At 71.7% G+C, this 24,629-nt stretch carries 19 protein-coding genes; 9 read left to right on the forward strand and 10 right to left on the reverse strand.

Annotation, left to right across the window (positions count from 1 at the left end; all coding sequences use genetic code 11):
• Positions 1 to 408 precede the first annotated feature (408 nt).
• The gene (locus OHS17_RS18590) at positions 409 to 4,443 is read left to right on the forward strand and encodes a golvesin C-terminal-like domain-containing protein (protein WP_330313077.1); all 4,035 of its coding nucleotides are present in this window, start codon (positions 409 to 411) and stop codon (positions 4,441 to 4,443) included.
• An 88-nt stretch (positions 4,444 to 4,531) separates the two neighbouring features.
• Complete coding sequence (locus OHS17_RS18595; RefSeq protein WP_330313078.1) at positions 4,532 to 5,107, forward strand: hypothetical protein; 576 nt, start codon at positions 4,532 to 4,534, stop codon at positions 5,105 to 5,107.
• Here OHS17_RS18595 and OHS17_RS18600 read toward each other — a convergent pair.
• The 4 genes from OHS17_RS18600 to OHS17_RS18615 are packed head-to-tail and all read right to left on the reverse strand — an operon-like array spanning position 5,020 to position 8,495.
• A complete protein-coding gene (locus tag OHS17_RS18600) occupies positions 5,020 to 5,883 on the reverse strand; it encodes a 1,4-dihydroxy-6-naphthoate synthase (RefSeq protein WP_330313079.1) in 864 nt (287 codons plus the stop codon). The genes OHS17_RS18595 and OHS17_RS18600 overlap by 88 nt on opposite strands.
• Positions 5,858 to 6,562, reverse strand: a complete 705-nt coding sequence (locus OHS17_RS18605; RefSeq protein ID WP_330313080.1) for a futalosine hydrolase — start codon at positions 6,560 to 6,562, stop codon at positions 5,858 to 5,860. Before OHS17_RS18605 ends, OHS17_RS18600 begins: the two co-directional genes overlap by 26 nt.
• A gap of 1 nt (position 6,563) precedes the next feature.
• Positions 6,564 to 7,046 (reverse strand): DUF2771 domain-containing protein, encoded by a 483-nt coding sequence (locus tag OHS17_RS18610; protein ID WP_330313081.1) that lies wholly within the window; start codon positions 7,044 to 7,046, stop codon positions 6,564 to 6,566.
• Between the two features lie 27 nt (positions 7,047 to 7,073).
• A complete protein-coding gene (locus tag OHS17_RS18615) occupies positions 7,074 to 8,495 on the reverse strand; it encodes an MFS transporter (protein WP_330313082.1) in 1,422 nt (473 codons plus the stop codon).
• A gap of 444 nt (positions 8,496 to 8,939) precedes the next feature.
• Between OHS17_RS18615 and OHS17_RS18620 the strand changes: the two genes are divergently transcribed.
• The 3 genes from OHS17_RS18620 (at position 8,940) to OHS17_RS18630 (ending at position 14,403) form a co-directional block, all read left to right on the forward strand.
• Positions 8,940 to 9,848 carry a DUF3027 domain-containing protein gene (locus OHS17_RS18620; protein ID WP_330313083.1) on the forward strand — a complete coding sequence of 303 codons (909 nt, stop codon included), beginning with the start codon at positions 8,940 to 8,942 and terminating at the stop codon, positions 9,846 to 9,848.
• Between the two features lie 231 nt (positions 9,849 to 10,079).
• The gene (locus OHS17_RS18625) at positions 10,080 to 13,307 is read left to right on the forward strand and encodes a sacsin N-terminal ATP-binding-like domain-containing protein (protein WP_330313084.1); all 3,228 of its coding nucleotides are present in this window, start codon (positions 10,080 to 10,082) and stop codon (positions 13,305 to 13,307) included.
• Between the two features lie 160 nt (positions 13,308 to 13,467).
• The gene (locus OHS17_RS18630; RefSeq protein ID WP_330313085.1) at positions 13,468 to 14,403 is read left to right on the forward strand and encodes a hypothetical protein; all 936 of its coding nucleotides are present in this window, start codon (positions 13,468 to 13,470) and stop codon (positions 14,401 to 14,403) included.
• A gap of 19 nt (positions 14,404 to 14,422) precedes the next feature.
• Here the strand turns inward: OHS17_RS18630 and OHS17_RS18635 are convergent, their stop codons facing one another.
• A complete protein-coding gene (locus OHS17_RS18635; protein WP_330313086.1) occupies positions 14,423 to 16,816 on the reverse strand; it encodes an HAD-IC family P-type ATPase in 2,394 nt (797 codons plus the stop codon).
• 24 nt (positions 16,817 to 16,840) lie between these two features.
• Positions 16,841 to 17,116, reverse strand: coding sequence for a DUF2530 domain-containing protein (locus tag OHS17_RS18640; RefSeq protein ID WP_018101517.1), 276 nt, complete (start codon positions 17,114 to 17,116; stop codon positions 16,841 to 16,843).
• Between the two features lie 187 nt (positions 17,117 to 17,303).
• Here OHS17_RS18640 and OHS17_RS18645 point away from each other — a divergent pair, with 187 nt between their 5' ends.
• Complete coding sequence (locus tag OHS17_RS18645) at positions 17,304 to 18,749, forward strand: NCS2 family permease (RefSeq protein ID WP_018101516.1); 1,446 nt, start codon at positions 17,304 to 17,306, stop codon at positions 18,747 to 18,749.
• 28 nt (positions 18,750 to 18,777) lie between these two features.
• Here OHS17_RS18645 and OHS17_RS18650 read toward each other — a convergent pair whose 3' ends face one another.
• Entirely contained in the window at positions 18,778 to 19,002 is a 225-nt protein-coding gene (locus OHS17_RS18650; protein WP_037821530.1) for a hypothetical protein, read from the reverse strand.
• Between the two features lie 189 nt (positions 19,003 to 19,191).
• Here OHS17_RS18650 and OHS17_RS18655 point away from each other — a divergent pair, with 189 nt between their 5' ends.
• On the forward strand, positions 19,192 to 19,632 hold the full coding sequence (locus tag OHS17_RS18655) for a MarR family winged helix-turn-helix transcriptional regulator (protein ID WP_018101514.1): 441 nt from the start codon (positions 19,192 to 19,194) through the stop codon (positions 19,630 to 19,632).
• Between the two features lie 73 nt (positions 19,633 to 19,705).
• Positions 19,706 to 21,040: an MFS transporter gene (locus tag OHS17_RS18660; protein WP_330313087.1), complete on the forward strand. Its 1,335-nt coding sequence runs from the start codon at positions 19,706 to 19,708 to the stop codon at positions 21,038 to 21,040.
• 199 nt (positions 21,041 to 21,239) lie between these two features.
• Here the strand turns inward: OHS17_RS18660 and OHS17_RS18665 are convergent, their stop codons facing one another.
• Both OHS17_RS18665 and pip read right to left on the reverse strand, forming a co-directional pair.
• Positions 21,240 to 22,235 carry an aldo/keto reductase gene (locus OHS17_RS18665; protein WP_161207349.1) on the reverse strand — a complete coding sequence of 332 codons (996 nt, stop codon included), beginning with the start codon at positions 22,233 to 22,235 and terminating at the stop codon, positions 21,240 to 21,242.
• Positions 22,236 to 22,285: 50 nt separating this feature from the next.
• Positions 22,286 to 23,254 carry a prolyl aminopeptidase gene (gene pip, locus OHS17_RS18670; protein WP_330313088.1) on the reverse strand — a complete coding sequence of 323 codons (969 nt, stop codon included), beginning with the start codon at positions 23,252 to 23,254 and terminating at the stop codon, positions 22,286 to 22,288.
• Positions 23,255 to 23,318: 64 nt separating this feature from the next.
• Between pip and OHS17_RS18675 the strand changes: the two genes are divergently transcribed.
• Positions 23,319 to 23,810, forward strand: a complete 492-nt coding sequence (locus tag OHS17_RS18675) for a hypothetical protein (RefSeq protein ID WP_330313089.1) — start codon at positions 23,319 to 23,321, stop codon at positions 23,808 to 23,810.
• Between the two features lie 12 nt (positions 23,811 to 23,822).
• Here the strand turns inward: OHS17_RS18675 and OHS17_RS18680 are convergent, their stop codons facing one another.
• The gene (locus OHS17_RS18680) at positions 23,823 to 24,611 is read right to left on the reverse strand and encodes an alpha/beta hydrolase (RefSeq protein WP_330313090.1); all 789 of its coding nucleotides are present in this window, start codon (positions 24,609 to 24,611) and stop codon (positions 23,823 to 23,825) included.
• Positions 24,612 to 24,629: the final 18 nt, after the last annotated feature.

Genomic DNA, 24,629 nt, shown 5'->3' on the forward strand with positions numbered 1-24,629 from the left:
GAGGTTGGGAACAGGCAGGTGCGGGGAGTTATCGGTGTCCGGTGGCGGCCGTGCCGACTCGTAAAGGGGGCTCATTGAATATTCTCGTCCAGCATGTGGAATTTAGCCCGCCGCAGCCGGTCGTCCCGACGTAGCGCCAGAGGTGCGACGTCCCTGGTCTTCGCCCGGTTCTGCGGAATTGACCAGCCGTCTACCAGGCGAACGTGACCGGGCGGGCATATGTGTGCCAGGTTGCGTCGCAGGGGGAATTTGTACTCGGAATTCAAAGGTAATTGACTTTCGACTGACGGGCGGTGAGGGCGACCCCTGCCGAATGGGGGAGTTCCCGAACTCGCGCATGCGCCAAATGACATATCGAGAGCATGCTCCTTTGCCAGATATATACATAAACTTGGAGAATCCTTGAGAGTGCGGAAGAGAACACGCATCCCCTGTGCGATGGTCACCATGGCCGTCGTCGCGGCGGGGTTGATCCAGGGCGGACAGGCGTGGGCCGGTCCGTCCCACGAGGGCACCGCGGTGGTGGAGGACGCCGGCCCCCAGGGGCCGCGCCAGGACCAGTCGTCCAAGGTGCTGGCCCCCGAGAAGGACCTGCCGAAGGCATGGAAGAAGTCCGCGGACCGCGCCGTCACGGTCGCCGGTGACGGATCGGGCCTCCATGTGCTCGCCGCCGACAGCAAGCAGGCGTACCAGTGGCGCACCGTGGCCACGCTCTCGGAGCCCGGGTTCGGCACGGCCCTGTGGATCGGGAACTCCTGTGTCACCGGGTCCGGCAAACGCGCCGTCGTGGTGTACGCCCCCCGGGAGTTCACCAACAAGCCGGAACTGATGGAGCGGGGCGCCTTCGCGGCGGTCGTCGACCTGACGAACGGCAAGGTCACCAAGCTCTCCGACAACGTCACCCTGGGGTACTTCAACCCCGGCTGCGGTACCGGCGAGACCGCCGTACTGACGCAGCTCGGCGACGACGACCAGAACCGCACCCGGCTGCTGACCGTCGACACGGCCACCGGAACCGTCACCCGGAAACAGGCCGAGAACGTCCAGATCACCTCGGCGGTCCCGGTCGGCGACTCCATCGTCGGTGCCGCCGCGGGCCGGCTGATCCGGTTCGACCGCGAGGACCGCACCACCGAGCTCGCCGCCACCTCCGGGCCCGCCTTCGAGCTGCGGGCCGACGCCGAGGGCGGCGTCAACTTCCTGGACCGCAAGGGCAAGACGGTGCGGGCGCGCCGCTCGCTGGACGGCCGCACCACCACCCTCGCGCAGGGCGCCACGGGCTCGCTCGGCCTGGAGGCCGGCACCGCCGGACGGGTCTTCCTCACCGGCACGCCCACGTCCACGAGCGACCTGCCCGCTCCGGTACGGCACCTGAAGGTGCCGGCCGACGCGAAGGTCTCCTCCACGGGGGCGCTCGCCGTGGACCAGGCGGTCGCGGTCAGCCTGCGCAGCCATGTGTCGAGCCCCCTGGCGGCGACGGGGTGGAACGCGCCCTCGCCGCTCCAGATCAAGACCGAGATCCCGGCGACCTCGAAGAAGATCTCCTTCACGGTGCCCGCGGCCGCGGCCACCGGCCCGGAGGCGGCGCACGCCACAGAGGGCAAAAAGGCGTCCCCGGCCCTGACGGCCACGGCCAAGGGCGCGACCGCCAAGAACACCGCGACCGCCAAGAACACCGCGACCGCCAAGAGCACCGCCTTGGCGGCGACTGTGGTCGGCGACCCCAACACCACCATCGACAACGACCGGGCCTGTTCGCAGCCGCGCAACGACCCCAAGCAGCAGGCGTACCAGCCGACGCCCAACCAGGTCGAGTGGGCCGTCGACATGGCCATACGCGGAGAACTCACCAGCGGGTACGTCCGGCAGGGCGGCTGGCGCACGGCCAACGGGCTCGGCACGGTCAACCCGCAGGGCATGTTCCCGCTGCCCACCCTGAACGGGACGAACGGCGGACGCATCCCCGCCCAGGTCCTGCTCGGCGTGGTGGCCCAGGAATCGAACATGTGGCAGGCCGAGGGCGGTGCGCTGCCCGGGCAGACCAGCTCCACCCTCGCGAGCACCAACGGCTTCTACGGCCACCCGAACAGCCCGACCAACCCGTCGGACCACTGGCTGATCGACTGGACCAAGGCCGACTGCGGCTACGGCATCGGCCAGCAGACCGATGGCATGAAGATCGGAGGCGTCGGTGAGTTCACGGCCGCCGAGCAGAAGGCCATCGCCCTCGACTACACGTCCAACATCGCGGTGGCGGCGAGGACGCTCTCGGACAAGTGGAACGAGATCCACACCGACAACGCCTCGACCACCCTCAAGCTGAACACGGACGACCCCGCCGCGCCGGAGAACTGGTTCGCCGCGCTGTGGAACTACAACTCGGGGTTCAACTTCTACGTCCCGGGCGGCGGCCCGACCGAGCCGTGGGGGCTCGGCTTCCTCAACAACCCGTCGAACCCGCTCTACCCGCCGGACCGGCACGCGTTCCTGGACAACAACACCTACGCCGACGCCGCCCACCCGCAGAACTGGTCGTACGAGGAGAAGGTGCTCGGCTGGGGCGCCTGGCCGATGGACACCGGGCGCGCCTACGGCTCCGACGGCGTCGTGGACGACAGCAACACCGCCGGCTACTCGCCCGCCTGGTGGAGCACCGACCACGACCGCTCCACCGTCAAGCCGGAGCTCGACACCTTCTGCGACCCGCAGGTGAACGCCTGCGACCCGGCCAACCCGCCGCGCTGCGAGGTCGACCACCTCGGCGAGACCTGCGACCCGCCGCACTGGTACCACGCGACCCAGACCACCTGGAAGGTCAACTGCCCCTCCAGTTGCGGCCACGAGTACCTGACGTACAAGACCCTCAGGTCGGAGCTGCCCAACGGCAACAACGGGTCCGGGCACATGTGCAACAACTCGGTGCCCGCCGGCGCCCTGGTCGTGGACAACGTGCCCAACGATGTCCCCACGATGACTGACGGCTGCTCCAAGGCGGCCTGGTCCAACAAGGGGACCTTCAAGTTCAGCCCGTTCGAAGCGGACAGCGACAAACACTACGAGGCCAAGGGGGACCTCCACCAGATCGGCGGAGGCTTCGGTGACCACTTCTGGTACGCCCATACCCGCAACTCCGGTACCGGCGCCACCAACGCGTACGAGTACGACCTCGCCCACACCCCGGATGTCAGCGGGCCCATGGCGATCACCGGCACCTGGAAGCTGAGCCAGCCGATCGACGGCTGGACCCGCGTCATGGTGCATCTGCCCGATACGGGTTCCCAGACCCAGGACGCGGTCTACACCATCGACCCGGGTGCGGGCCCCTCGCAGAACCGCATCCTCAACGTGCACGTGGAGAACAACAGCTGGGTCAGCCTCGGCGTCTTCAACTTCTCCTCCGCGTCGGGCACCCAGAGCGTCTCGCTGAGCAACTACACGCCCGACGGCACGGCGGACGAGGACGTCACCTGGGACGCCGTCGCCTTCCAGCCGCTTCCGGCCAAGCCCAAGGACATCGTCGTGCAGCTCGGCGACTCCTACTCCTCGGGCACCGGCGCCGGTGCGTACGACTACGGGACGGTCACGGGCCCGTACGCCTCCCTCAGCAGCCAGACCTCGCCCGGCCACAACTGGAACGCCTGCATGCGCAGCCGCAACTCCTGGGCGCGCAAGGCGGTCCTGGCCAGCTCGTCCACCACGGTGGGGGGCCGCGCGGATGCCCTGGACAAGACCCTGGACTTCCACTCCGTGGCGTGCAGCGGGGCCTATACGTACGATGTGGATCCCTTCTACGCCTCACCGGGGGTCGGGGATCCGGGCTCGCTGGGGCGTTACGGGGAGGTGACCCAGATGGACTCGGGCTTCCTCAACGACGACACCACGCTGGTGGCTCTCACCCTGGGCGGGAACGACGCCAACTTCGGTGGCACCGTGGGTGACTGCGGCAACATCCTCGTGGGCTGCCCGGACGATGCCACCGTCCAGCAGAGGCTCACGTATGCCACGGGCAGGCTGCCGGACACCCTTGACCGCATCCACAAGAAGGCGAAGAACGCCAAGATCATTCTTCTCGGGTACCCGAAGCTGTTCAATCCGAACAGCCTCACCTGCACCAGTGTGATGACTACGGGTGCCCAGGTTCTGATCAACGGCTGGGCGGACGACATGAAGGAGAAGCAGCAGGCCGCCGTCAACACCGCCAAGGGGAACGGAGTCCCCGTGACCTTCTACTCTCCCGACGACGCGTTCGACGGCTACCGGATGTGTGACAACCCCTCGGGCATCAACGACCTGGTCGCAGGTCCCGCCGACGGGGTACTGGGCGACTTCTCCTGCCCGGGGGCACTGATCTGCCCCAGCATGGAGAGTTACCACCCCACGAACACCGGCACCTCCCGCTACGCCCTGGCCTTCCAGCAGGCTCTGGCCGCGGCCAAGTACTGACCCCGAGGGCTCCCGCCCTCCGAACCGGCATCAGGGGGTGACCTCCGCAACGCGCGGAGGCCACCCCCTGATGCGCCGAAGGACCGCTATGAGCGCCGGCTATTCCCCGCCGCGTCAGTCCGCGACCTACCGTGCCGTCGCCGGCTGCGGCGGGACCCTCGCGGCCGTCGTCGTCATCGGCTTCGTGTGGGTGATGGCGACGCTTCCCGAACCGCCACCGCCCGGCACCACGACCGAGAGCCAGATGGGCCCCGGCATGGAGCGCGACGCCGGGGCCTACGCCAGGGCGCTGTTCGACGCCTCCCGCGAAGCCCCGCTCACCGAGGCGCGGCTGGCCGCCGTTCCGGTGCCGCACGAGGGGGGCGTCGAGGTCGCCGGGCTCTTCCGGGAGGGTGACATCACAGTCGTCACCTTCTCCACGCACGCCCGCTACGGTCGCCCCGACGACCTCCAGGAGACGATGGCCTGCTATCAGGTCGAGCTGGTCGCGCGGCTCGACTACCCGAATCTGAAGAAGGCGCCCGACGCGTTCTGCGTCGGGCGGGCCGGGAAGCGGCACAGGGACACGCCCGGCTCTCAGCCGAACGACAGCGCGTCCGGTGCCAGTGCCGGCACCAGGCCCTCCGCCGCCGCGCGGGTCAGCAGGCCGCGGATCGCCGCGTAGCCGTCCTCGCCCAGGTCCGCGGTGAACTCGTTCACGTACAGGCCGATGTGCTGGTCCGCGACGGACGGGTCCATCTCCTGGGCGTGGGCCGTGACGTACGGGCGGGACACCTCGGGATCGTCCCAGGCCATGCGGACCGACGTGCGTACGGACTCGGCGAGGAGCTTCAGGGTGTCCGCGCCCAGCGAGCGCTTGGCGATGATCGCGCCGAGCGGGATCGGCAGGCCGGTGGTGTCCTCCCAGTGCCGGCCCATGTCGGCCAGGTTGTGCAGGCCGTAGTTCTGGTACGTGAAGCGCGCCTCGTGGATGACCAGGCCGGCGTCCACCTTGCCGTCCCGGACGGCGGGCATGATCTCGTCGAAGGGCATGACGACGATCTCGCCCACCCCGCCCGGCACCACCTCGGCCGCCCAGAGACGGAACAGCAGGTAAGCCGTCGAGCGCTCGCTCGGTACGGCGACCGTCTTCCCGGTCAGGTCGGTGCCCGCCTCGCGGGTCAGGACGAGCGGGCCGCAGCCCCGGCCCAGCGCCCCACCGCACGGCAGCAGCGCGTACTCCTCCAGGACCCAGGGCAGCACCGCGTACGACACCTTGAGCACGTCCAGTTCGCCGCGCTCGGCCATGCCGTTGGTGAGGTCGATGTCCGCGAAGGTGACGTCCAGCGCCGGTGCGCCGGGGACCCGGCCGTGCGCCCAGGCGTCGAAGACGAACGTGTCGTTCGGGCAGGGCGAGAAGGCGATGCGCAGCGTGTCAGTCCGCGGTGTCGTCTCGGTCATGGCGGGTCCAGCCTTCCAGTACGGGTATGAGCTTCCCGAACGCCTCGGTCAGCGCGGTCAGCGCGTCGCCGATGCGCCAGGCGTCGCGGTCGCGCGGGCCGACGACGTTCGACACGGCCCTGATCTCCAGGACCGGTACGCCGGCCAGGTCCGCCGCCTCCGCGACCCCGAAGCCCTCCATGGACTCGGCGACCGCGTGCGGGTGGGCGGCCAGCAGCGCGGCGGTGCGGTCCGCCGTGCCGGTGACGGTGGAGACGGTGAGGATGTCCCCGGCCGTCGCCCCGGTGGCCTCGGCGGCGGCGCGTACGAGGGAGCGGGGCGGGAGGTGCGCGGCGCGGCCGAAGCCGAGCTCGGTCACGGGCACGAAGCCTTCCGGCGTGTCAGCGCCCAGGTCCGCCGCGACGACGCGGCGGGACACGGCCAGCGAGCCGAGCGGGGCGACCGGCGCGAAGCCGCCGCCGATGCCCGCCGAGACCGCCAGGTCGTAGCGGTCCGCCGCCAGCGCGAACGCCGCCGAGGCCGCCGACGCGGCCGGGCCCGCGCCGCCCGCGAGCACGTCCAGCGGGCCGGCGCGGTGGATCTCCGCGCCGCGCACCCGGCGCACCTCGGGCTCGTCCCCGTACGCACGCGTGACCGCGTCCCGTTCCACCGGGACCGCGGTCACGACGAGTACACGCACGTCAGTCGGACTTCTCCAGCTTGAAGTGCCAGATGCCGATGACCTTCGCACCCTTGGTCTCCACGATGCTGACCTGGGAGTTCTTCGGCGCGGCCCCCTCGGTCTGGGTGGAGAAGAAGGCGCTGCCGTTGATCGACCGGTAGGTCTTCTTGGAGGGCTCGGGCTCGCCGCGCTGGCCGTCGAGGAAGAGGGTCCAGCCGTTGTCCGCGATCTCCGGGTCGACGCCGAAGTGCACCGTGTCGGTCATCGAGACCTTGATGCTCTTCTCCGCCTCCTTGTTGAGGCACTTCTGGGCCTCGGAGTTCTTGAGGGCCTTGCCGTCGTTGTAGCAGGCGGCCTCGGAGCTCACCGAGTTGTCGCCGACCGTCACGGTGGCGAGCGGCGTCGGCTTGTCGCAGGCGGAGAGGACGAGGAGTCCCGCGGACACGGCACCAAGAGCGACGCCGATTCGACGGCCCTTACCGGAGAAGAACGCAACGGTCATGGGCCGAAGGCTATCGGTCGCTCCCGCTCACGCCACGCGGGGGTGCGGCGAGCCGCGCCGCGCGGCGCCCAGCAGCCCCCGTACGGAGGCGGCCGCGCCGAGGGCGAGCAGCCCGGCGGCGACGGACATGCCCAGTACGCCGTTGAGGGGGAGGGCGATGCCGATCGCGCCGCCCACCACCCAGGCCATCTGGAGCGCCGTCTCGGAGCGGGCGAACGCGGAGGTCCGCACCTCCTCCGGCACGTCGCGCTGGATCATCGCGTCCAGCGACAGCTTCGACAGCGCCTGGGTGAGCCCCGCCGTCGCGGCGAGCGCGGCGACCATGACCGTGGAGAAGAAGACGGCCGCCAGGACCGCCACGCCCAGGGCCAGGGCCAGTACCGAGGCGACGATGATCTCCGGGCCGCGCGCCCGCAGCCAGGAGCCGACCGCCGTGCCCAGCGCGTTGCCCACGCCCGCCGCCACGCCGACGATGCCCAGCGAGATCGCTGCGCTCTGCCCGGCGAGCGGGTGCTCGCGCAGCAGGAACGCGAGGAAGAAGATCAGGAACCCGGAGAGCGCGCGGTGCGCCGCGTTGGCCTGGAGGCCGTGCAGCACGGAGGGGCCGACCGACCGCAGTCCGGGCCGCCGCTCGCGGCTCTTGGTCCCGGTCTTGTTTCCGGTCTTGTTTCCGGGCTTCGTGGAGGACGGCCGCGGCTCGCTTCCGCCGTGCGGCGGTACGAGCTGCGCCCGGCGCTCGCCCTTCGCCGAGTCCACCTTGGGCGGCAGCGTGAACGCCAGGATCCCGCCGCCGACGAAGATCGCGCACGCGCCGTACAGCGGCCACTGCGGGCCGATCGTCTGGAGCCCCGCCCCGACGGGCGCGGCGGCCCCGGTGGCCAGCAGCCCGGCCAGGGTCACCCGTGAGTTCGCCTTCACCAGCGAGAACTTCGGTGGCAGCAGGCGCGGTACGACGGCGCTGCGCACCACTCCGTACGCCTTCGAGCAGACCAGTACGCCGAGCGCCGCCGGGTACAGCTCCAGGTCGCCGGTGGCGACCGCGCCCGACATGGTCAGCGCCAGCACCGCCCGCGCCAGCATGGATCCGGCCATCGCGGCCCGGCGGCCGTGCGGCAGGCGGTCCAGGAGCGGGCCGATGACCGGGGCCAGCAGGATGAACGGCGCCATCGTCACCGCGAGGTACAGCGCGACGCGGCCGCGTGCCTGGTCGGTCGGTACGGAGAAGAACACGGTGGACGCGAGCGCGACGGTGATCATCACATCGCCCGCGCCGTTCACCGCGTGCAGCTCGATCAGCTTGCCGAGGCCGCTCTCGCCGGCGCCGTGCGCGTGGGTTGCCTTGCGGATGGAGCGGGCGGTGCCGGTGAAGGGGACGCGCAGGGCATGACCGATCGACCGGCCCGCACTGCGGAGCGGGCCGGGACCGTCGTGCGACCTGGCTGAAGCCACTTGGTCATAGTGCCCCAGGACCGGGCAACGCGAACCGGCATCCTGGCGGGGCGCGGTCCGGACCGCCCCGTCGGGTCAGTGCCGCGCCGGTGCCGGGACGGGGCGCGCGGCGTCGGTTCGGCGCGAAAAGGCCGTGCGCGGGGGTCCGGGAGCGGCCTTGCGCGGGGTCGGCGCGGGGGTGGAATCGTCGGCGTTTCGGACGGCAGGTGGGCGGGGAGCGGCGGAGAGGGTAGCGTGCGTAGCGCGCCACCGGCGGTTGTTCTCGGCCGCGCGCCTCTCGTCGATCCCGCAGAATGGATGACGGAAGGCGTGCCCGAGGTTGGCTCAACGGGTGTGGACGTCGACGCGGCCCTCAGGTCCGCTCCGTCCGCGACCGTATGGCCGAAATCGATGGTCGATGTGCTGGCGCGCTCGTGAGACTGGCGTAGGAGAGAAGCGAGACCTGTGAGTGCTGCGACGACGCGAGGCCGTTCGGCCCGTACCGCCCGTACCCCCGCTCCCGACCGTTTGTGCGCCGAGGCGGTAGACCTCGCCCGCACGGCGGCGGAGGAGGCGGCCGCGCCGGGGATCGTGGGTGAGCATGTGGCGGTGGTCTCCGAGGGGGACCGGGTCGTCACGCACTACTTCGAGTGCAAGGACCCCGGCTACCGGGGCTGGCGCTGGGCCGTGACGGTGGCCCGTGCGTCCCGCGCGAAGAACGTCACCCTGGACGAGACCGTGCTGCTGCCGGGCTCCGACGCGCTGCTCGCGCCGGAGTGGGTGCCGTGGAGCGAGCGGCTGCGGCCGGGGGACATGGGTCCGGGGGACCTGCTGCCGACCGAGTCGGACGACCTGCGGCTCGAACCGGGCTACACGGGGGCGGACGAGCCGCTGCCGAACGCGCCGGCCACCGATGAGCTGGCCGACCTGGTGGACGTCGAGGACGCGGAGCTGACGACGCGCCCGGACCCGGCCGTGCGCGGATCGATCGCGGCGGTGGCGGACGAGCTCGGCATGCGGCGGGCGCGGGTGCTGTCGCGTTACGGGCTGCACTCGGCGGCGGACCGCTGGGACGAGGAGTTCGGCCCGAAGACCCCGATGGCACAGGCCGCGCCGGCCTCGTGCGTCTCCTGCGCCTTCCTGGTCCCGCTGTCGGGCTCGCTGCGGCAGGCGTTCGGGGTGTGCGCGAACGAGTTCGGTCCGGCGGACGGGCATGTGGTGTCGCTGTCGTACGGGTGCGGGGGCCACTCGGAGGCGGCGGTCATGCCGAAGCCGCCGGCGGCGGTGCCGCATCGGCTGGACACGATGCGGGTGGATGAGTACGCGTTGCACGATGAGGCCCGGGGGGCCTCGGGGGACCTGGGGGACGCGTAGCCGGACTTCGCCCGGGGCCCCTGTGTCCTCGGGTCCCTCCGGCGAACCGGTTCCGTCCTCAATCGCCGGACGGGCTTGAGTGTGTCGGCCGGGTAGGCCGGGAGTGGGCGGGCAGGTGGTGAAACCCAGCCTGTCCGGCGATTGAGGACGGAAGCCTTCGGGTGAGGTCGGCCGGGTTCGCGTGGACCGTGGGCCGGGGTCCCTGACCCTTGACCGAGAGGGAGCACGCGCATGGGCATCAACGCGACGGAGGGCGATCCGTTCGGCACCGCGCGGTTGCGGCGTGGCGTGCTCGCCGCCTGGGGCGCCGGACCCGCCCGGTTCCGGGAGGACGCCAACGCCGAGGAGGACCTCGCGCTCGGCGGCTACCGCGACCGCCTCGTGGTCGAGCTGGCCCAGAACGCCGCCGACGCGGCCGCCCGGGCAGGCACCCCGGGCCGCCTCAGGCTCACGCTGCACCCCGCAGTGGACGGCCACCCCGCCGTCCTCGCCGCCGCGAACACCGGCGCCCCCCTGGACGCCACCGGCGTCGAATCGCTGTCCACCCTGCGCGCCTCCGCAAAGCGCGAGGGGCACGAGGGCGCCGTGGGCCGCTTCGGCGTCGGGTTCGCCGCCGTGCTCGCGGTGAGCGACGAGCCGGCGGTCACCGGCCGCCACGGCGGCGTCCGCTGGTCCCTCGCGGAGGCCCGCGAACTCGCCCGGGAGGCCGCCGTCGGCAGCCCCGGCCTGGGCGACGAGCTGCGCCGCCGCGACGGCCACGTACCGCTGCTGCGCCTCCCGCTGCCCGCCGAGGGCACCGCGCCCGACGGCTACGACACCGTCGTCGTGCTGCCCCTGCGCGACGGCGTCGCCGAGGACCTGGTCGGACGGCTGCTGGCCGCCGTGGACGACGCCCTGCTCCTCACGCTGACCGGGCTCGAAGAGGTCGTCGTCGAGACCCCGGAGGGCGTACGCACCCTCCGCCGCTCCCAGCACGGCCCGTACACCCACATCGAGGACTCCGCGCACGGGACGAACCGCTGGCGCACCGCCGTCCACCACGGCCCGATCGAGCCCGCCCTGCTCGCGGACCGCCCGCTGGAGGAACGCCTCCGCCCGCACTGGTCGGTGACCTGGGCCGTCCCGGTGGACGCGGACGGCGCCCCGGTCCACCCCCGTACCGCACCCGTCGTGCACGCGCCGACGCCCACCGACGAACCGCTCGGCCTGCCCGCGCTGCTCATCGCTTCGCTGCCGCTGGACACCACCCGCAGGCACCCCGCCCCCGGACCGCTCACCGACTTCCTGGTGCAGCGCGCCGCCGACGCGTACGCGGAGCTGCTCGGCGACTGGGAGCCGGTGTCCGTCGCGACGATCGCCCTGGTCCCGGGCCCCCTGGGCCAGGGCGTGCTGGACGGCGCACTGCGCGGCGCGATCCTGGAGCGGCTGCCGCGTGTGGCGTTCCTGGAGCCCGCCGCCCCGCGCGACCCCGCCGCCGAACCGGAGCGCTGGGACGGCTGGGACGAGGGCGTCCGCAAGGACACGGTCGGGCTGCGGCCGGTCGAGGCCGAGGTGGTGGAGGGCGCCGGCACGCTGACGGTCGCCGTGCTGGCCGAGGTGCTGCCGTGCCTGCTGCCCGCCGGGCTCGAACGGCGCGTCGAGCTGCGCACGCTCGGCGTCGCCCGCGTCCCGCTGACCGAGGCGATCGACCGCCTGGCCGGCCTGGAACGCGAACCCGCCTGGTGGCGGCGGCTCTACGACAGCCTGGCCGGGGTGGACCCGGACCGCCTCTCGGGCCTCCCGGTTCCGCTGGCGGGCGCGGGTACGGGACTGGCCAGGGGCGGCCCGGACACCCCCTCCGGCGACCCCGAAGCGCCCGCGCTTCCCCGCACCACCATCGGCCCCCGGCAGGTCCTCCTCCCGCTCCCCGACGCCCTGTCCGGGCCCGTCCTGGACCGCCTCGGGCGGCTCGGGCTCAAGGTCGCGCATCCGGACGCCGCGCATCCGCTCCTGGAGAAGCTGGGGGCCCTGCCCGCCACCCCGCGCGCCGTGCTGACGACCCCGCAGGTGCGGGCCGCCGTCGCCGGGTCGCTGGACGCGGGCGAGATCTGGGACGAGGACGCGCTCGACGGCGACGAGCTGGCGGAGACCGTGCTCACCCTGGCCCGGGACGCCGCCCTGGAACCGGGCGAGGAGCCCTGGCTCGGCGCGCTCGCGCTGCCCGACGAGGACGGCGAACTCGCCCCCGCCGGGGAACTCGTGCTGCCGGACAGCCCGTTCGCCCAGGTCATGCGCGAGGGCGAACTCGCCCTGTGCGACGCGGAGCTGGCCGAGCGCTGGGGCGAACAGCCGCTCACCGCCTGCGGGGTGCTCGCCACCTTCGCGCTCGTACGGGCCACCGATGTCGTCCTGGACCCGGACGAACTGGAGCCCCGGGACAGCGACTTCGCGGAGCCGGACGACGCCGGGCTGCTCGACGCGGTGGACGTGTGGTGCGAGGACATCCTCGACCAGCTGCCGGACAGCCCGGTGCCGCCGGTCGCGACCGAGCTCGTCGCCGTACGCGATCTGGACCTGGTGGACGACGACGCCTGGCCGCAGGCCCTCGCGATGCTGGCGCGGCCGCCGCTGCGGGACGCGCTCACCCAGCCGGTCCGGGTGCTGCTCCCGGACGGCACCACGGAGTCCGTCCGCCCGTACACCGCCTGGTGGCTGCGCGGCCACCCGGTGCTGGACGGCCGCCGCCCGGCGGGCCTGCGCACCCACGGCGGGGACCCCCGGCTCGCGGGGCTCTACGACTCCGCCGACGCGACCGGATTCGAGGACGCCGAGGTGCTGCGCGCCCTGGGCGTACGGACGTCGGTCGCCGCCCTCCTGGACGAGCCGGGCGGGGCCGCCGAGCTGCTGGGCCGCCTCGCCGACGCGGACCGCCCGGTCAGCGCCGTACAGCTGCACGCGCTGTACACCGCCCTGTCCGCGCTCGACCCGGACCAGGTCACGCTCCCGGACGAGCTGCGGGCGGTCGTGGACGGGGAGGTGCGGGTGGTGGACGCGGCGGACGCGGTGATCGCCGACGCGCCGGACCTGCTGCCGCTCACCGAGGGGCTGCCGCTGCTGCCCGTCGCCCCGGCGCACGCGGCGGAGCTGGCCGAGCTGTTCCAGGTGCGGCGGCTCGGCGAGACCGTGGCGGCCGAGGTCACGAGCGACGGCGAGGAGCACGAGGTGCCCGAGTCCGTCCGCGTCCTGCTGGGGCCCGCCACCCCGGCCACGTACATCGAGCACGGCGAACTCCGCGCGGGCGGCGTGGAACTCGACTGGCGCCGCACCCCGGACGGCGTGGTGCACGCCGCGACCCTGGAGGGCGTCGCGGCGGGCCTGGCCTGGGCCGCCGCCCAGTGGCCCCGCCGCTTCGAGGTCGCGGCGCTCCTGGAGGACCCGTCCCGTACGGAGGAGCTGGCACGGGACCGCTGGTTCGACTGAGCGAACCGGAAGGGTGCCTTCACAAAAAAGTCTCAGGAAGCACACAACCGTTCACAGGTGGGGGCCGTCTCGTCTGTTGAGCCATCAGGCTCCGTAGACACCCTTGGGCCCGCGCGACGACCGTCGCGGCGGGCCCCCTTCTCCACCTTGGGGAACGAACATGCGCATACGTGCCACCGTGGCCGCTGTCAGCGGCGCCCTGGCCCTTTCCGCTCTCGCCCTTCCGTCGGCCGCCCAGGCCGACGGCGCGCACGGTTCGACCGGCAGCATCGCCGAGCTGGCGCGCGCGGCGCAGTCCGCCGCCGCGCACACCGGCGCGAAGTCCGGAGCCCGCTCCGCCGCGCCCGAGGGCGAGCCCGCTCCGCTCGCCCTCACCTTCTCGAAGTTCACGGTCAACGGCGGCAAGCCGCTGGTGGTGGGGACCACGTACACCAAGCGGGTCCCGACCACCTTCACGGTGACGCACGCCGCGGACGTGAACATCTTCGCCAAGGACTTCATGCTGGAGGTCGGGCTCTACCGCGGTTCGTTCGACAACCCGGCCAACGAGTTCTACGGCGACGACTCCCCCGTCTGCAAGAAGGTGTCCGCCACGGTCGCCACCTGCAAGGGGAACATCGCGGTCTACCCCGAGTTCGACCTGTTGGGCAACGCCGACGCCACGAAGTGGAAGGCCGTGGGCTACGCGGTCGCGCTCAACGGTCAGGACCCGGACAAGGCCGATCCGGAGGACATCGGCTTCGTCGTCCAGGACAAGCTGGGCACCACCCTCGTGCAGCGCGCGTCGAAGCAGACCGTCAACGCCTCCCCCGAGCCCGTCAAGAAGGGCAAGACCATCACCGTCACCGGCTGGCTCTCGCGGGCCAACTGGGACGACCTCAAGTACCACGGCTACACCAGCCAGTCCGTGAAGCTGCAGTTCCGTAAGAAGGGCAGCAGCACCTACACCACGGTGAAGACCGTCAAGACGAACAACAAGGGCGACGCCAGGACGACCGTGAAGGCCACGGTCGACGGCTACTGGCGCTACACCTTCGCCGGTACGTCCACCACCCCGGCCGCCACCGCCACGGGCGACTACGTCGACGTGAAGTAGCCCGGCCCGGGCCGCCGTTTCACCCTCCGAAGCGGCGGCCCACCAGCCGCCACGCGTACTCCAGGGCCACCGACGCCACCACGGCGATGCCCACCGCCGTCCACGGCATCTGGGTGCCCACCAGCTTCAGGGCGAAGAAGTCCTGGAGCCAGGGCACCGCGAGGACGACCAGGAACGCCAGGCCCATCGCGGCCACCAGGCAGATCCGCCACCAGGTGTACGGGCGGGCGATGATCGCCAGGACCCACATGGAGACCAGGAACAGCGTGAGCGTCGCCGCGCTCGTCTCCGCGTCCAGGGCGCCCGTGCCGGAGTAGTGGTGCCGGGCGATCAGGTACATCACGAAGGTCGCGGCGGCGCAGATGACGCCCGAGGGGATCGCGTACCGCATCACGCGGCGTACGAAGTGCGGGTGCGCGCGCTCCTTGTTCGGGGCGAGGGCCAGGAAGAACGCCGGGACGCCGATCGTCAGCGTGGACAGCAGGGTCAGATGGCGCGGCAGGAACGGGTACTCGACCTGGAAGCAGACCACCAGGACGGCCAGCAGCACCGAGTACACGGTCTTCGTCAGGAACAGGGTCGCGACCCGGGTGATGTTGCCGATCACGCGGCGGCCCTCGGCGACGACCGACGGCAGGGTCGCGAAGCTGTTGTTCAGCAGCACGATCTGGGCGACCGCGCGCGTCGCCTCGGAGCCCGAGCCCATGGAGACGCCGATGTCGGCGTCCTTCAGCGCGAGGACGTCGTTGACGCCGTCGCCGGTCATCGCGACCGTGTGCCCGCGTGACTGGAGCGCGGCGACCATCTCCCGCTTCTGCTGCGGGGTGACCCGGCCGAACACCGCGTTCTGCTCCATCGCGGACGCCATCTCGTCCGTGTCCTCCGGCATCCGGCGCGCGTCCAGCGGATGCTCCGCGCCCTCCATCCCGAGCTTCGCGGCCACCGCGCCGACCGAGACCGCGTTGTCCCCGGAGATCACCTTCGTCGCGACCCGCTGCTCGCCGAAGTACGCGAGGGTCTGCCCCGCGTCGGGCCGCAGCCGCTGTTCCAGTACGACGAGGGCGGCCGGATCCGCTCCCCGGGCCGCGTCCGGCGCGTCCAGCTCGCCCCGCGCCCGGGCCAGCAGCAGCACCCGGAGGCCCTGTTCGTTGAGCTGTCCGATCTCCGCGAGCGCCGGGTCGTCCTCGGACAGCAGCACGTCGGGCGCGCCGAGCAGCCAGGCGGAGGAGGCGCCGCCGTCCTCGGTGAACGCGGCGCCGCTGTACTTGCGGGCGGAGGAGAAGGGCAGCGTGCCGGTGGTCGTCCAGGCGCCGTCCTCCGGCGCCGGGTAGGCGTCGATGATGGCCTGGAGGCTGGCATTGGGACGGGGCTCGGACGCGCCGAAGGCCGCCAGGACGCGGCGCAGATACGGTTCCTCGGCGTCCCCCAGCGGGCGCAGCTCCGTGACGTCCATGCCGCCCTCGGTGAGCGTGCCGGTCTTGTCCAGGCAGACGACGTCGACCCGGGCCAGGCCCTCGATGGCGGGCAGCTCCTGCACCAGGCACTGCTTGCGGCCCAGGCGTACGACCCCGATCGCGAAGGCGACCGAGGTCAGCAGGACCAGCCCCTCCGGGATCATCGGGACGATCCCGCCGACCGTGCGGGCGATGGAATCCTTGAAGTTGTGCTCCTTGACCACCAGCTGGCTGATCACCAGGGCGGTCGCGGTCGGCACCATCATCCAGGTGATGTACTTCAGGATGGTCGAGATGCCGCTGCGCAGCTCGGACCGTACGAGCGTGAAGCGGGACGCCTCCTCGGCGAGCTGTGCCGCGTACGCCTCGCGCCCGACCTTCGTCGCGGTGAACGCGCCGCCCCCGGCGACGACGAAGCTGCCGGACATCACCGTGTCGCCGGTCTTCTTGAGGACCGGGTCCGCCTCGCCGGTGAGCAGGGACTCGTCCACCTCCAGGCCGTCCGCCTCGGCGACCGTGCCGTCCACGACGACCTTGTCCCCGGGGCCCAGCTCGATCAGGTCGCCGAGGACGATCTCGGAGGTGTGGATCGCGGCGGCCTTCCCGTCGCGCCGGACGACGGGTTTCGACTCACCGACGACCGCGAGGCTGTCCAGCGTCTTCTTGGCCCGCCACTCCTGCACGATGCCGATGCCGGTGTTGGCGATGATCACGAAGCCGAACAGGCTGTCCTGGATCGGCGCGACGGCCAGCATGATCACCCAGAGCACGCCGATGATCAGGTTGAACCGGGTGAAGACGTTGGCCCGGACGATCTCGGTCAGCGACCGCGAGGACCGCACCGGTACGTCGTTGACCTCGCCCCGCGATATCCGCTCGGCGACCTCGGCCGCCGTCAGCCCGCGCCCGGGTGCGCCGGCGCGCTGCTCCCCGGAAAGTTCGGATGCCCGCTGCGTCATGGTTCGACGGTACGGGGCTCCGCCTCAGTCGGCCTGCGGGTCCGCCGCCGTCGCCGCGGCCGCCGCGCGCTTGAGGGCCGCGTCGCGGCCCCGTACGTACCAGATGCCGATCAGGCCGAGGCCCGCGCCGGCCAGGCAGGTCCACACCCACCACAGATGGCCGTGGTCGTCGTACCAGCTGTAGAACGGGATCTGGACGAGGAAGAGGACGAACCAGAGGATCGTGCCGCCGGTGATGGTCGCGACGACCGGGCCCTCCAGGGGCTCCGGTGCCTCGTGCTTGGGTGTCCACTTCGCCATGCGGCCAGTGTATGCGTCGCGTATATAAGCCTCGTCGGGCCAGTCGGCCCAAGGGTCTACGCGCGGAGATAGCGATCTTCGCCTTATGTATTCATACTGAATCTGCTTACGGCTGGCTCGAATTATTCGTGTGAAAGTCCAAAGCTGACCACTTTTGATCCCCTCTAGGCACGTACTGAGGTCATACATGTCCCCCTCGGCCACCGCTCCGGTCGATGCCCCGACTCCCCAGCCGACCAACGGGCTGGACCGCTTCTTCAAGATCTCCGAGCGGAAGTCGTCGGTCGCCCGCGAGATCCGCGGCGGATTCGCGACCTTCTTCGCGATGGCCTACATCATCGTGCTGAACCCGATCATCCTGGGCAGCGCGAAGGACATGTACGGCCACCAGCTCGACGGCGGCCAGCTGGTCACCGCGACCGTGCTCACCGCCGCGTTCTCCACGCTGCTCATGGGCGTCATCGGCAACGTGCCGATCGCGCTGGCCGCGGGCCTCGGCGTCAACACCGTCGTCGCCCTCCAGCTCGCCCCCCGGATGAGCTGGCCCGACGCCATGGGCATGGTGGTCCTCGCGGGCATCGTGGTCATGCTGCTCGTCGCGACCGGGCTCCGGGAGCGCGTGATGAACGCCGTACCGGGCTCGCTGCGCAAGGGCATCGCGATCGGCATCGGCCTGTTCATCCTGCTCATCGGCCTGGTCGACTCGGGCTTCGTCTCCCGCATCCCGGACGCCGCGCACACCACCGTGCCGCTCCAGCTCGGCTCCGACGGCCACCTCAACGGCTGGCCCGTCCTGGTCTTCGTGCTGGGTGCGCTGCTCACCCTGATCCTGATCGTCCGCAAGGTGCCGGGCGCGATCCTGATCTCCATCGTGGCGATGACCGTCGTCGCGCTGATCATCGACGCGGTCGCGGACCTGCCGGGCGAGGCGTGGGGCCTGACCGTGCCGGAGTGGCCGGGCAACCCCGTGGCCACGCCGGACTTCGGGCTGCTGGGTCACTTCAGCCTGTTCGGCGGCTTCCACAAGGTCGGCGTGCTGACCGGCATCCTCTTCGTCTTCACCGTGCTGCTGTCCTGCTTCTTCGACGCGATGGGCACCATCCTCGGTGTCGGCGACGAGGCCAAGCTGACGGACGCCGACGGCAACTTCCCGGGCATCAACCGGGTGCTCTTCGTGGACGGTGTCGCGGTCGCCGCGGGCGGTGCGAGCTCCTCCTCCGCCTCGACCTGCTTCGTGGAGTCCACGGCGGGCGTCGGCGAGGGCGCCCGTACGGGTCTGGCCAGTGTCGTCACGGGCCTGCTGTTCACGGTGGCGCTGTTCCTCACGCCGCTGGCGACCATGGTCCCCTCGCAGGCGGCGACCCCCGCCCTGCTGGCGGTGGGCTTCCTGATCATCGCGGGCTCGGTGCGGGACATCGACTGGAACGACTTCACGCTCGCGATCCCGGCGTTCCTCGCCATGGTCATGATGCCGTTCACGTACTCGATCACCAACGGCATCGGCATCGGCTTCATCGCCTTCACCGTGCTGCGCCTGGCCTCCGGCCGGGGCCGCGAGGTGCCCGCCGCGATGTACGCGGTGTCGGCGGTCTTCGTCTTCTACTACATGATGCCGGCGCTCGGCCTCACGTAGGGGCGGGGCGCGGTCCGGCCCCGGGGGGTCAGTTGACCTCCTCGGCCGGTACGCCGTCCGCCGGGCAGAGCTTCTCCGGCCCGTAGAACTTCTCCGTCTCCTCGACGGCCGACTGGAAGCGCTCGTCGAAGTCGTCGCGAATGAGCGTCCGGACCACATAGTCCTGGACGCTCATTCCGCGTTTTGCGGCATGCTGCTTGAGCCGGTCGAGCAGCTCACCGTCTATGCGCAGGCTGAGCACTGTCGATCCCATGCCAAGCAGGGTTACGCCCCACGGGCCCGCCGCGCGAGATTTTCCGCCACCGGCTCACTCGTTTGGGTGATCGATTGGTAAACCCGCCACGTTCACGCCCCGTGCCGATCCGGACGGGCGGAGTGATCTCCCTCTCGCGCGTGTACCACAAGTGGTCTTTAGGGTAGGTAATGAGTTACGCTAACAAACATGCCTGACCTGATCCACGACAGCGACAGTGCCGCCGCCGTGAGCTCCCTCCGTTCCGCCGTCATGCTGCTCGGCCGGCGCCTGAAGCATCAGCGCGTCGACGAGTCGCTGAGCCCGACCGAGATGTCGGTGCTCGGGACGCTCGCCCGTTGTGGTTCCGCCACGCCGGGTGAGCTGGCCCGCAAGGAGCACGTCCAGCCGCCGTCGATGACCCGCATCGTCGCGTTGCTGGAATCGAAGGGGCTGGTCAGGCTGGAACCGCACCCCGATGACCGTCGTCAGAAGATGGTCAGCCAGACCGAGCAGGCCGAGGCCATGCTCGCCGAGAGCCGCAAGAAGCGGAACGCCTGGCTGACCACGCTCGCCGAGGGCCTGGACGAGGACGAGTGGGAGACGCTGCGCAACGCGGCGCCCGTGCTGGAGAAGCTCGCCCACCTGTGAGAACCGCGTCTCCGCGAGACGCGTCTCCGTCCCGTCGACCAGCAAGATGTCCACGCCGAGGAGGCGAACCCTTTTGAGTACGGGATCCGGAGCAGACTCCGCCCCCGCACCGACTTCCACCCACGAGAGCAAGACCGGCGGGACCTTCTCGTCGCTGAAGATCCGCAACTACCGCCTGTTCGCCACGGGCGCCGTGATCTCCAACACCGGTACCTGGATGTCCCGCATCACGCAGGACTGGCTCGTTCTGAGCCTCACCGGGTCCGCCGCCGCCGTAGGCATCACCACGGCGCTCCAGTTCCTCCCCATGCTGCTGTTCGGCCTGTACGGCGGTGTCATCGCCGACCGGCTGCCGAAGCGCAAGCTCCTGCTCGTCAGCCAGGCCGCCCTGGGCGCCTGCGGTGTCGTGCTCGCCGTGCTCACGCTCTCCGGCGTGGTCCAGGTGTGGCACGTCTATCTGATCGCGTTCCTGCTCGGCATGGTCACCGTGGTCGACAACCCGGCCCGTCAGGCGTTCGTGTCCGAGATGGTCGGCCCCGCGCAGCTGCGCAACGCGGTCAGCCTGAACTCGGCGAACTTCCAGTCGGCCCGGCTCATCGGTCCCGCCGTCGCGGGTGTGCTGATCACCACGGTCGGCAGCGGCTGGGCCTTCATGTTCAACGGCCTGTCGTTCCTCGCCCCGCTCGTCGGCCTGATGATGATGCGGACGAGTGAGCTCCACAAGTCCGTCGTCGTGCCGCGCGCGAAGGGGCAGCTCCGCGAGGGGCTGCGGTACGTCTCCGGGCGCCCCGAGCTGATCTGGCCGATCGTCCTGGTCGGCTTCGTCGGCACCTTCGGCTTCAACTTCCCGATCTGGCTGACGGCCTTCGCGGACGAGATCTTCCACGGCGGCGCCGGGATGTACTCGTTCTTCAACATCCTCATGGCCGCCGGCTCCCTGGCCGGTGCCCTGCTCGCCGCCCGCCGCCGCTCCTCGCGGCTGCGGATGCTGGTCGCCGCCGGTACGGCGTTCGGCCTGCTGGAGATCGTCGCGGCGCTCGCGCCGAACGTCTGGATCTTCGCGGTCCTGCTCGTCCCGATCGGCATGATCGGCCTGACGACCAACATCAGCGCCAACACCAGCGTCCAGATGGCGTCCGACCCGGCCATGCGCGGCCGTGTGATGAGCCTGTACATGATGGTCTTCGCCGGGGGTACGCCGGTGGGCGCCCCGATCGTCGGCTGGATCAGCGACGCGTACGGCGCCCGCACCGGCATGGTGGTCGGCGGCGCGCTGTCCCTCGCGGCGGCGGTCGGCATCGGCGTGATCCTGGCCCGCCTCGGCGGTCTGCGCCTCAAGGTGGACCTGCGCCCGGGCCGCCCGCACGTCCGCTTCGTCCCGCGCGAGCAGCTGGCCACGGCGGCGTAGGGGTTACGCTCGCACGCGACTACGCGGCCCCGCTCCCGGTTCTCCGGGGCGGGGCCGCGTCGCGTTCACGTAGGCCGGGGCGGTTACGCTCGTCGGGTGGACCCGAAGACCAGAAACCGCATCATGGCGGCCGTGCTCGTACTGATGTTCGCTGTCGTCGCCGTGGCGGCCGCCGTCGGCTGACGGGCGACTTCTACCTCTACCAGGCGAAGTTCTCCGGCGACGGGCCCGGGCCGGGGAAGATCTCCTCCAGCGCGTCCAGCACCTCCGCCGACAGCTCCAGCTCCACCGCGCGCAGCGCCGAGTCGAGCTGTTCCCGCGTGCGCGGGCCGGAGATCGGGCCGGTGATCCCGGGCCGCGTCAGCAGCCAGGCGAGGCCCACCTCACCGGGCTCCAGGCCGTGCTTGTCGAGCAGGTCCTCGTACGCCTGGATCTGCGCCCGGACCTTCGGGTCGGCCAGCGCGTCGCCGGAGCGGCCGGAGGTGGAGCGGGCGCCGCCGCCCTCGCGCTCCTTGCGGATCGCGCCGCCGAGGAGGCCGCCGTGCAGCGGCGACCACGGGATGACGCCGAGGCCGTACTCCTGGGAGGCCGGGATGACCTCCATCTCGGCGCCGCGCTCCATCAGGTTGTAGATGCACTGCTCGCTGACCAGGCCGTAGCTGCCCCGCTGCCGGGCGCGCTCGTTGGCCTGGGCGATCTTGTAGCCGGAGAAGTTCGAGGAACCGGCGTACAGGATCTTGCCCTGCTGGATCAGTACGTCGATGGCCTGCCAGATCTCCTCGATCGGGGTGTCCCGGTCGACGTGGTGGAACTGGTACAGGTCGATGTGGTCCGTCTGGAGCCGCTTCAGGCTGGCGTCGACGGCCCGGCGGATGTTGACCGCGGACAGCTTGTCGTGGTTCGGCCACGCCTCGCCGTCGGCGCCCATGTTGCCGTAGACCTTGGTGGCGAGCACGACCTTGTCGCGGCGGTCGCCGCCCTTGGCGAACCAGGTGCCGAGGATCTCCTCGGTGCGGCCCTTGTTCTCGCCCCAGCCGTAGACGTTCGCGGTGTCGAAGAAGTTGACGCCGGCGTCCAGCGCGGCGTCCATGAGGTCGTGACTGTCGCTCTCGTTGGTCTGGGGGCCGAAGTTCATCGTCCCCAGGACGAGGCGGCTTACCTTGAGTCCGGTGCGTCCGAGCTGCGTGTACTTCATGGGCCCCAAGCCAACTCCTTCGAGCGCGCTCGAAGCAAGCGTGTCTCCGCCTAGGCCGCCGCGAACCGGTCCAGTGCGGTGAGGATCGCCCGGCTCGTCGCCGCCCCGCCCAGGTGCCCCGCGTCCTCGATCACCGTCAGTTCCGCGTCCGGCCACGCCCGGGCCAGCTCCCACGCCGTGCCCAGCGGCCCGCCCATGTCCCGCCGTCCGTGCACCAGCACCCCGGGAATCCCGGCCAGCCGCCCCGCGTCCCGGATCAGCTGCCCCTCCTCCAGCCAGGCGCCGTGCGAGAAGTAGTGCGAGCAGATCCGCACCAGCGCCTCCTGAGCCCGGCCGGGCCGCCCGCTGAACGGGGGAGGGCCCGTGTACGCCTCGCCGGACAGCACCGCGTCCTCCCAGGCGCACCACTCCGCCGTCGCCCGCGCCCGTACCGCCGGATCGCGGTCCACGGTGCGCCGGGCGTACGCGGCGAGCACGTCCGGGGTCGCGTCGCTCGCGGCCTCCGGGACGTGGGCCCGGAAGCGGTCCCGCGCCTCCGGGTAGAAGAGCCCGGCGCCCCGGTACAGCCAGTCGATCTCGGTGCGCCGGGTCGTGGTCACCGCCGGGATCACGATCTCGGCGACCCGCTCCGGGTGCCGCTCGGCGTACGCCAGGATCAGCGTGGAGCCCCAGGAACCCCCGTACAGCAGCCAGCGGTCGATCCCGAGGTGTGCGCGGAGGCGTTCCATGTCGGCGACCAGGTGGTCCGTGGTGTTGTGCCGCAGGTCGACGGCCGGGTCGCTCGCGTGCGGCGTCGAGCGGCCGCAGTTGCGCTGGTCGAAGAGGACGACGCGGTAGCGCTCCGGGTCGAAGTACCGCCGGGGCCGCTCGGTGCAGCCGGAGCCGGGGCCGCCGTGGACGACGAGGGCGGGCTTTCCGGCGGGGTTGCCGCAGACCTCCCAGTAGATGAGGTTGCCGTCGCCGACGTCGAGCATGCCGTGGTCGTGGGGCTCGATCGGGGGGTATTTCTCTTCGCGCATGACGCGGTGTCTCCTCGTTCGGCAGCGGTACAGCTTAGGGGGACGCGGTCGTAGCCTGGGCGGCGTGAACGCGACTCCCGAGGTGCTGGCCGTACTGGACGAACTGCTCGCCGCCGCGGGCCCCGAGGACCGGGGCGCCCTGTGGCAGCTCGACCGGCAGGGGAGGGAGCTGGACGCGAACCTCGTGCGGCTGCCGCCGGGCGCGGAGGTCGGGGAGCACCGGGAGGACGTGCTCGACGTGCTGCTGGTCGTCCTCGCGGGCGGCGGCCGGATCGTGCCCGGCGACGGTTCCGCGCCGCTGACACTGGCCCCGAGCACGGTGACGTGGCTGCCCCGCACCTCGCGCCGCTCCGTGACGGCGGGCCCGGACGGCCTCGCCTATCTGACGGTGCACCGCCGCCGCCCCGGCCTGACGCTCAAGCCGACGGTGTACGCGCAGGAGGGCGGCGAGGCGCCCTGCGCGCTGGACCGGGTGTGTTCGGAGTGCGGGCGGATGTCCCCGGAGTCGGCGCCGGTCTTCTGCAGCGCGTGCGGGGAGCGGTTTCCGGGGCGGTGAGGCCGTCCCGGCTCACAGGTGGCGGTCGAAGAAGTCCAGGCTGCGGCGTACGGGCTCCCGCAGATCCGCCCCCACGAAGCAGTGACCGGCCCCCGGTACGACGACGAGCTCGGCGGTGGCGCCCGCCGCCGTGAGCGCGTCCGCGAACCTGCGGCTCTGGTCGCACGGGACGAGCCGGTCCGCGTCGCCGTGCATGAGCAGCGTGGGCGGGGCCGCCGCGGAGACGTGGGCCAGCGGCCCGGCCGGCCTGCGGGCCTCCTCCTGCTGGGCGGCCTCCGGTCCGAGGAGCAGGCTCTCCGGTGAGCCGGGGTCGCGCCCCTGGGTGGTGAGGTCGCTGGGCGCGTACCACGCCACGACCGCCTGAACCTCCGAATCGGGCTCCGCGTCCCGCCGGTCGAGCCCGAGTACGGCGGCGAGGTGGCCGCCCGCCGACTCGCCCCAGGCCCCGAACCGTGCGGGGTCCAGCCCGGCTTCCGGCGCGAGGCGGCGCAGGGCGGCGACGGCCGCGCGGACGTCGTCGCGCTGGGCGGGGTAGTGCGCCTCGCCGCTGAACCGGTACTGGACGGTCGCGAGGGCGTATCCGGCGGCCAGCGCGGCGCCGACCGGGTCCGCGACGCCCAGCCAGGAATCGCCGACCCGGGGCGACCCGGCGCGCCAGGCTCCGCCGTGGATCCAGATGAGCAGCGGCACGGGCCCGGGGGCGTCGGCGGGCACGGTCAGGTCGAGGAGCAGCGGACGGTAGCCGTCGATCCGGGCGAAGACGACGTCCCGGTACCCGACCCGCGCGGGGTCCTTCGGCACGTGCTCCTCCACTCGCTC

Origin of the sequence: Streptomyces sp. NBC_00523 (assembly GCF_036346615.1) — a bacterium.
Classification (GTDB): domain Bacteria; phylum Actinomycetota; class Actinomycetes; order Streptomycetales; family Streptomycetaceae; genus Streptomyces.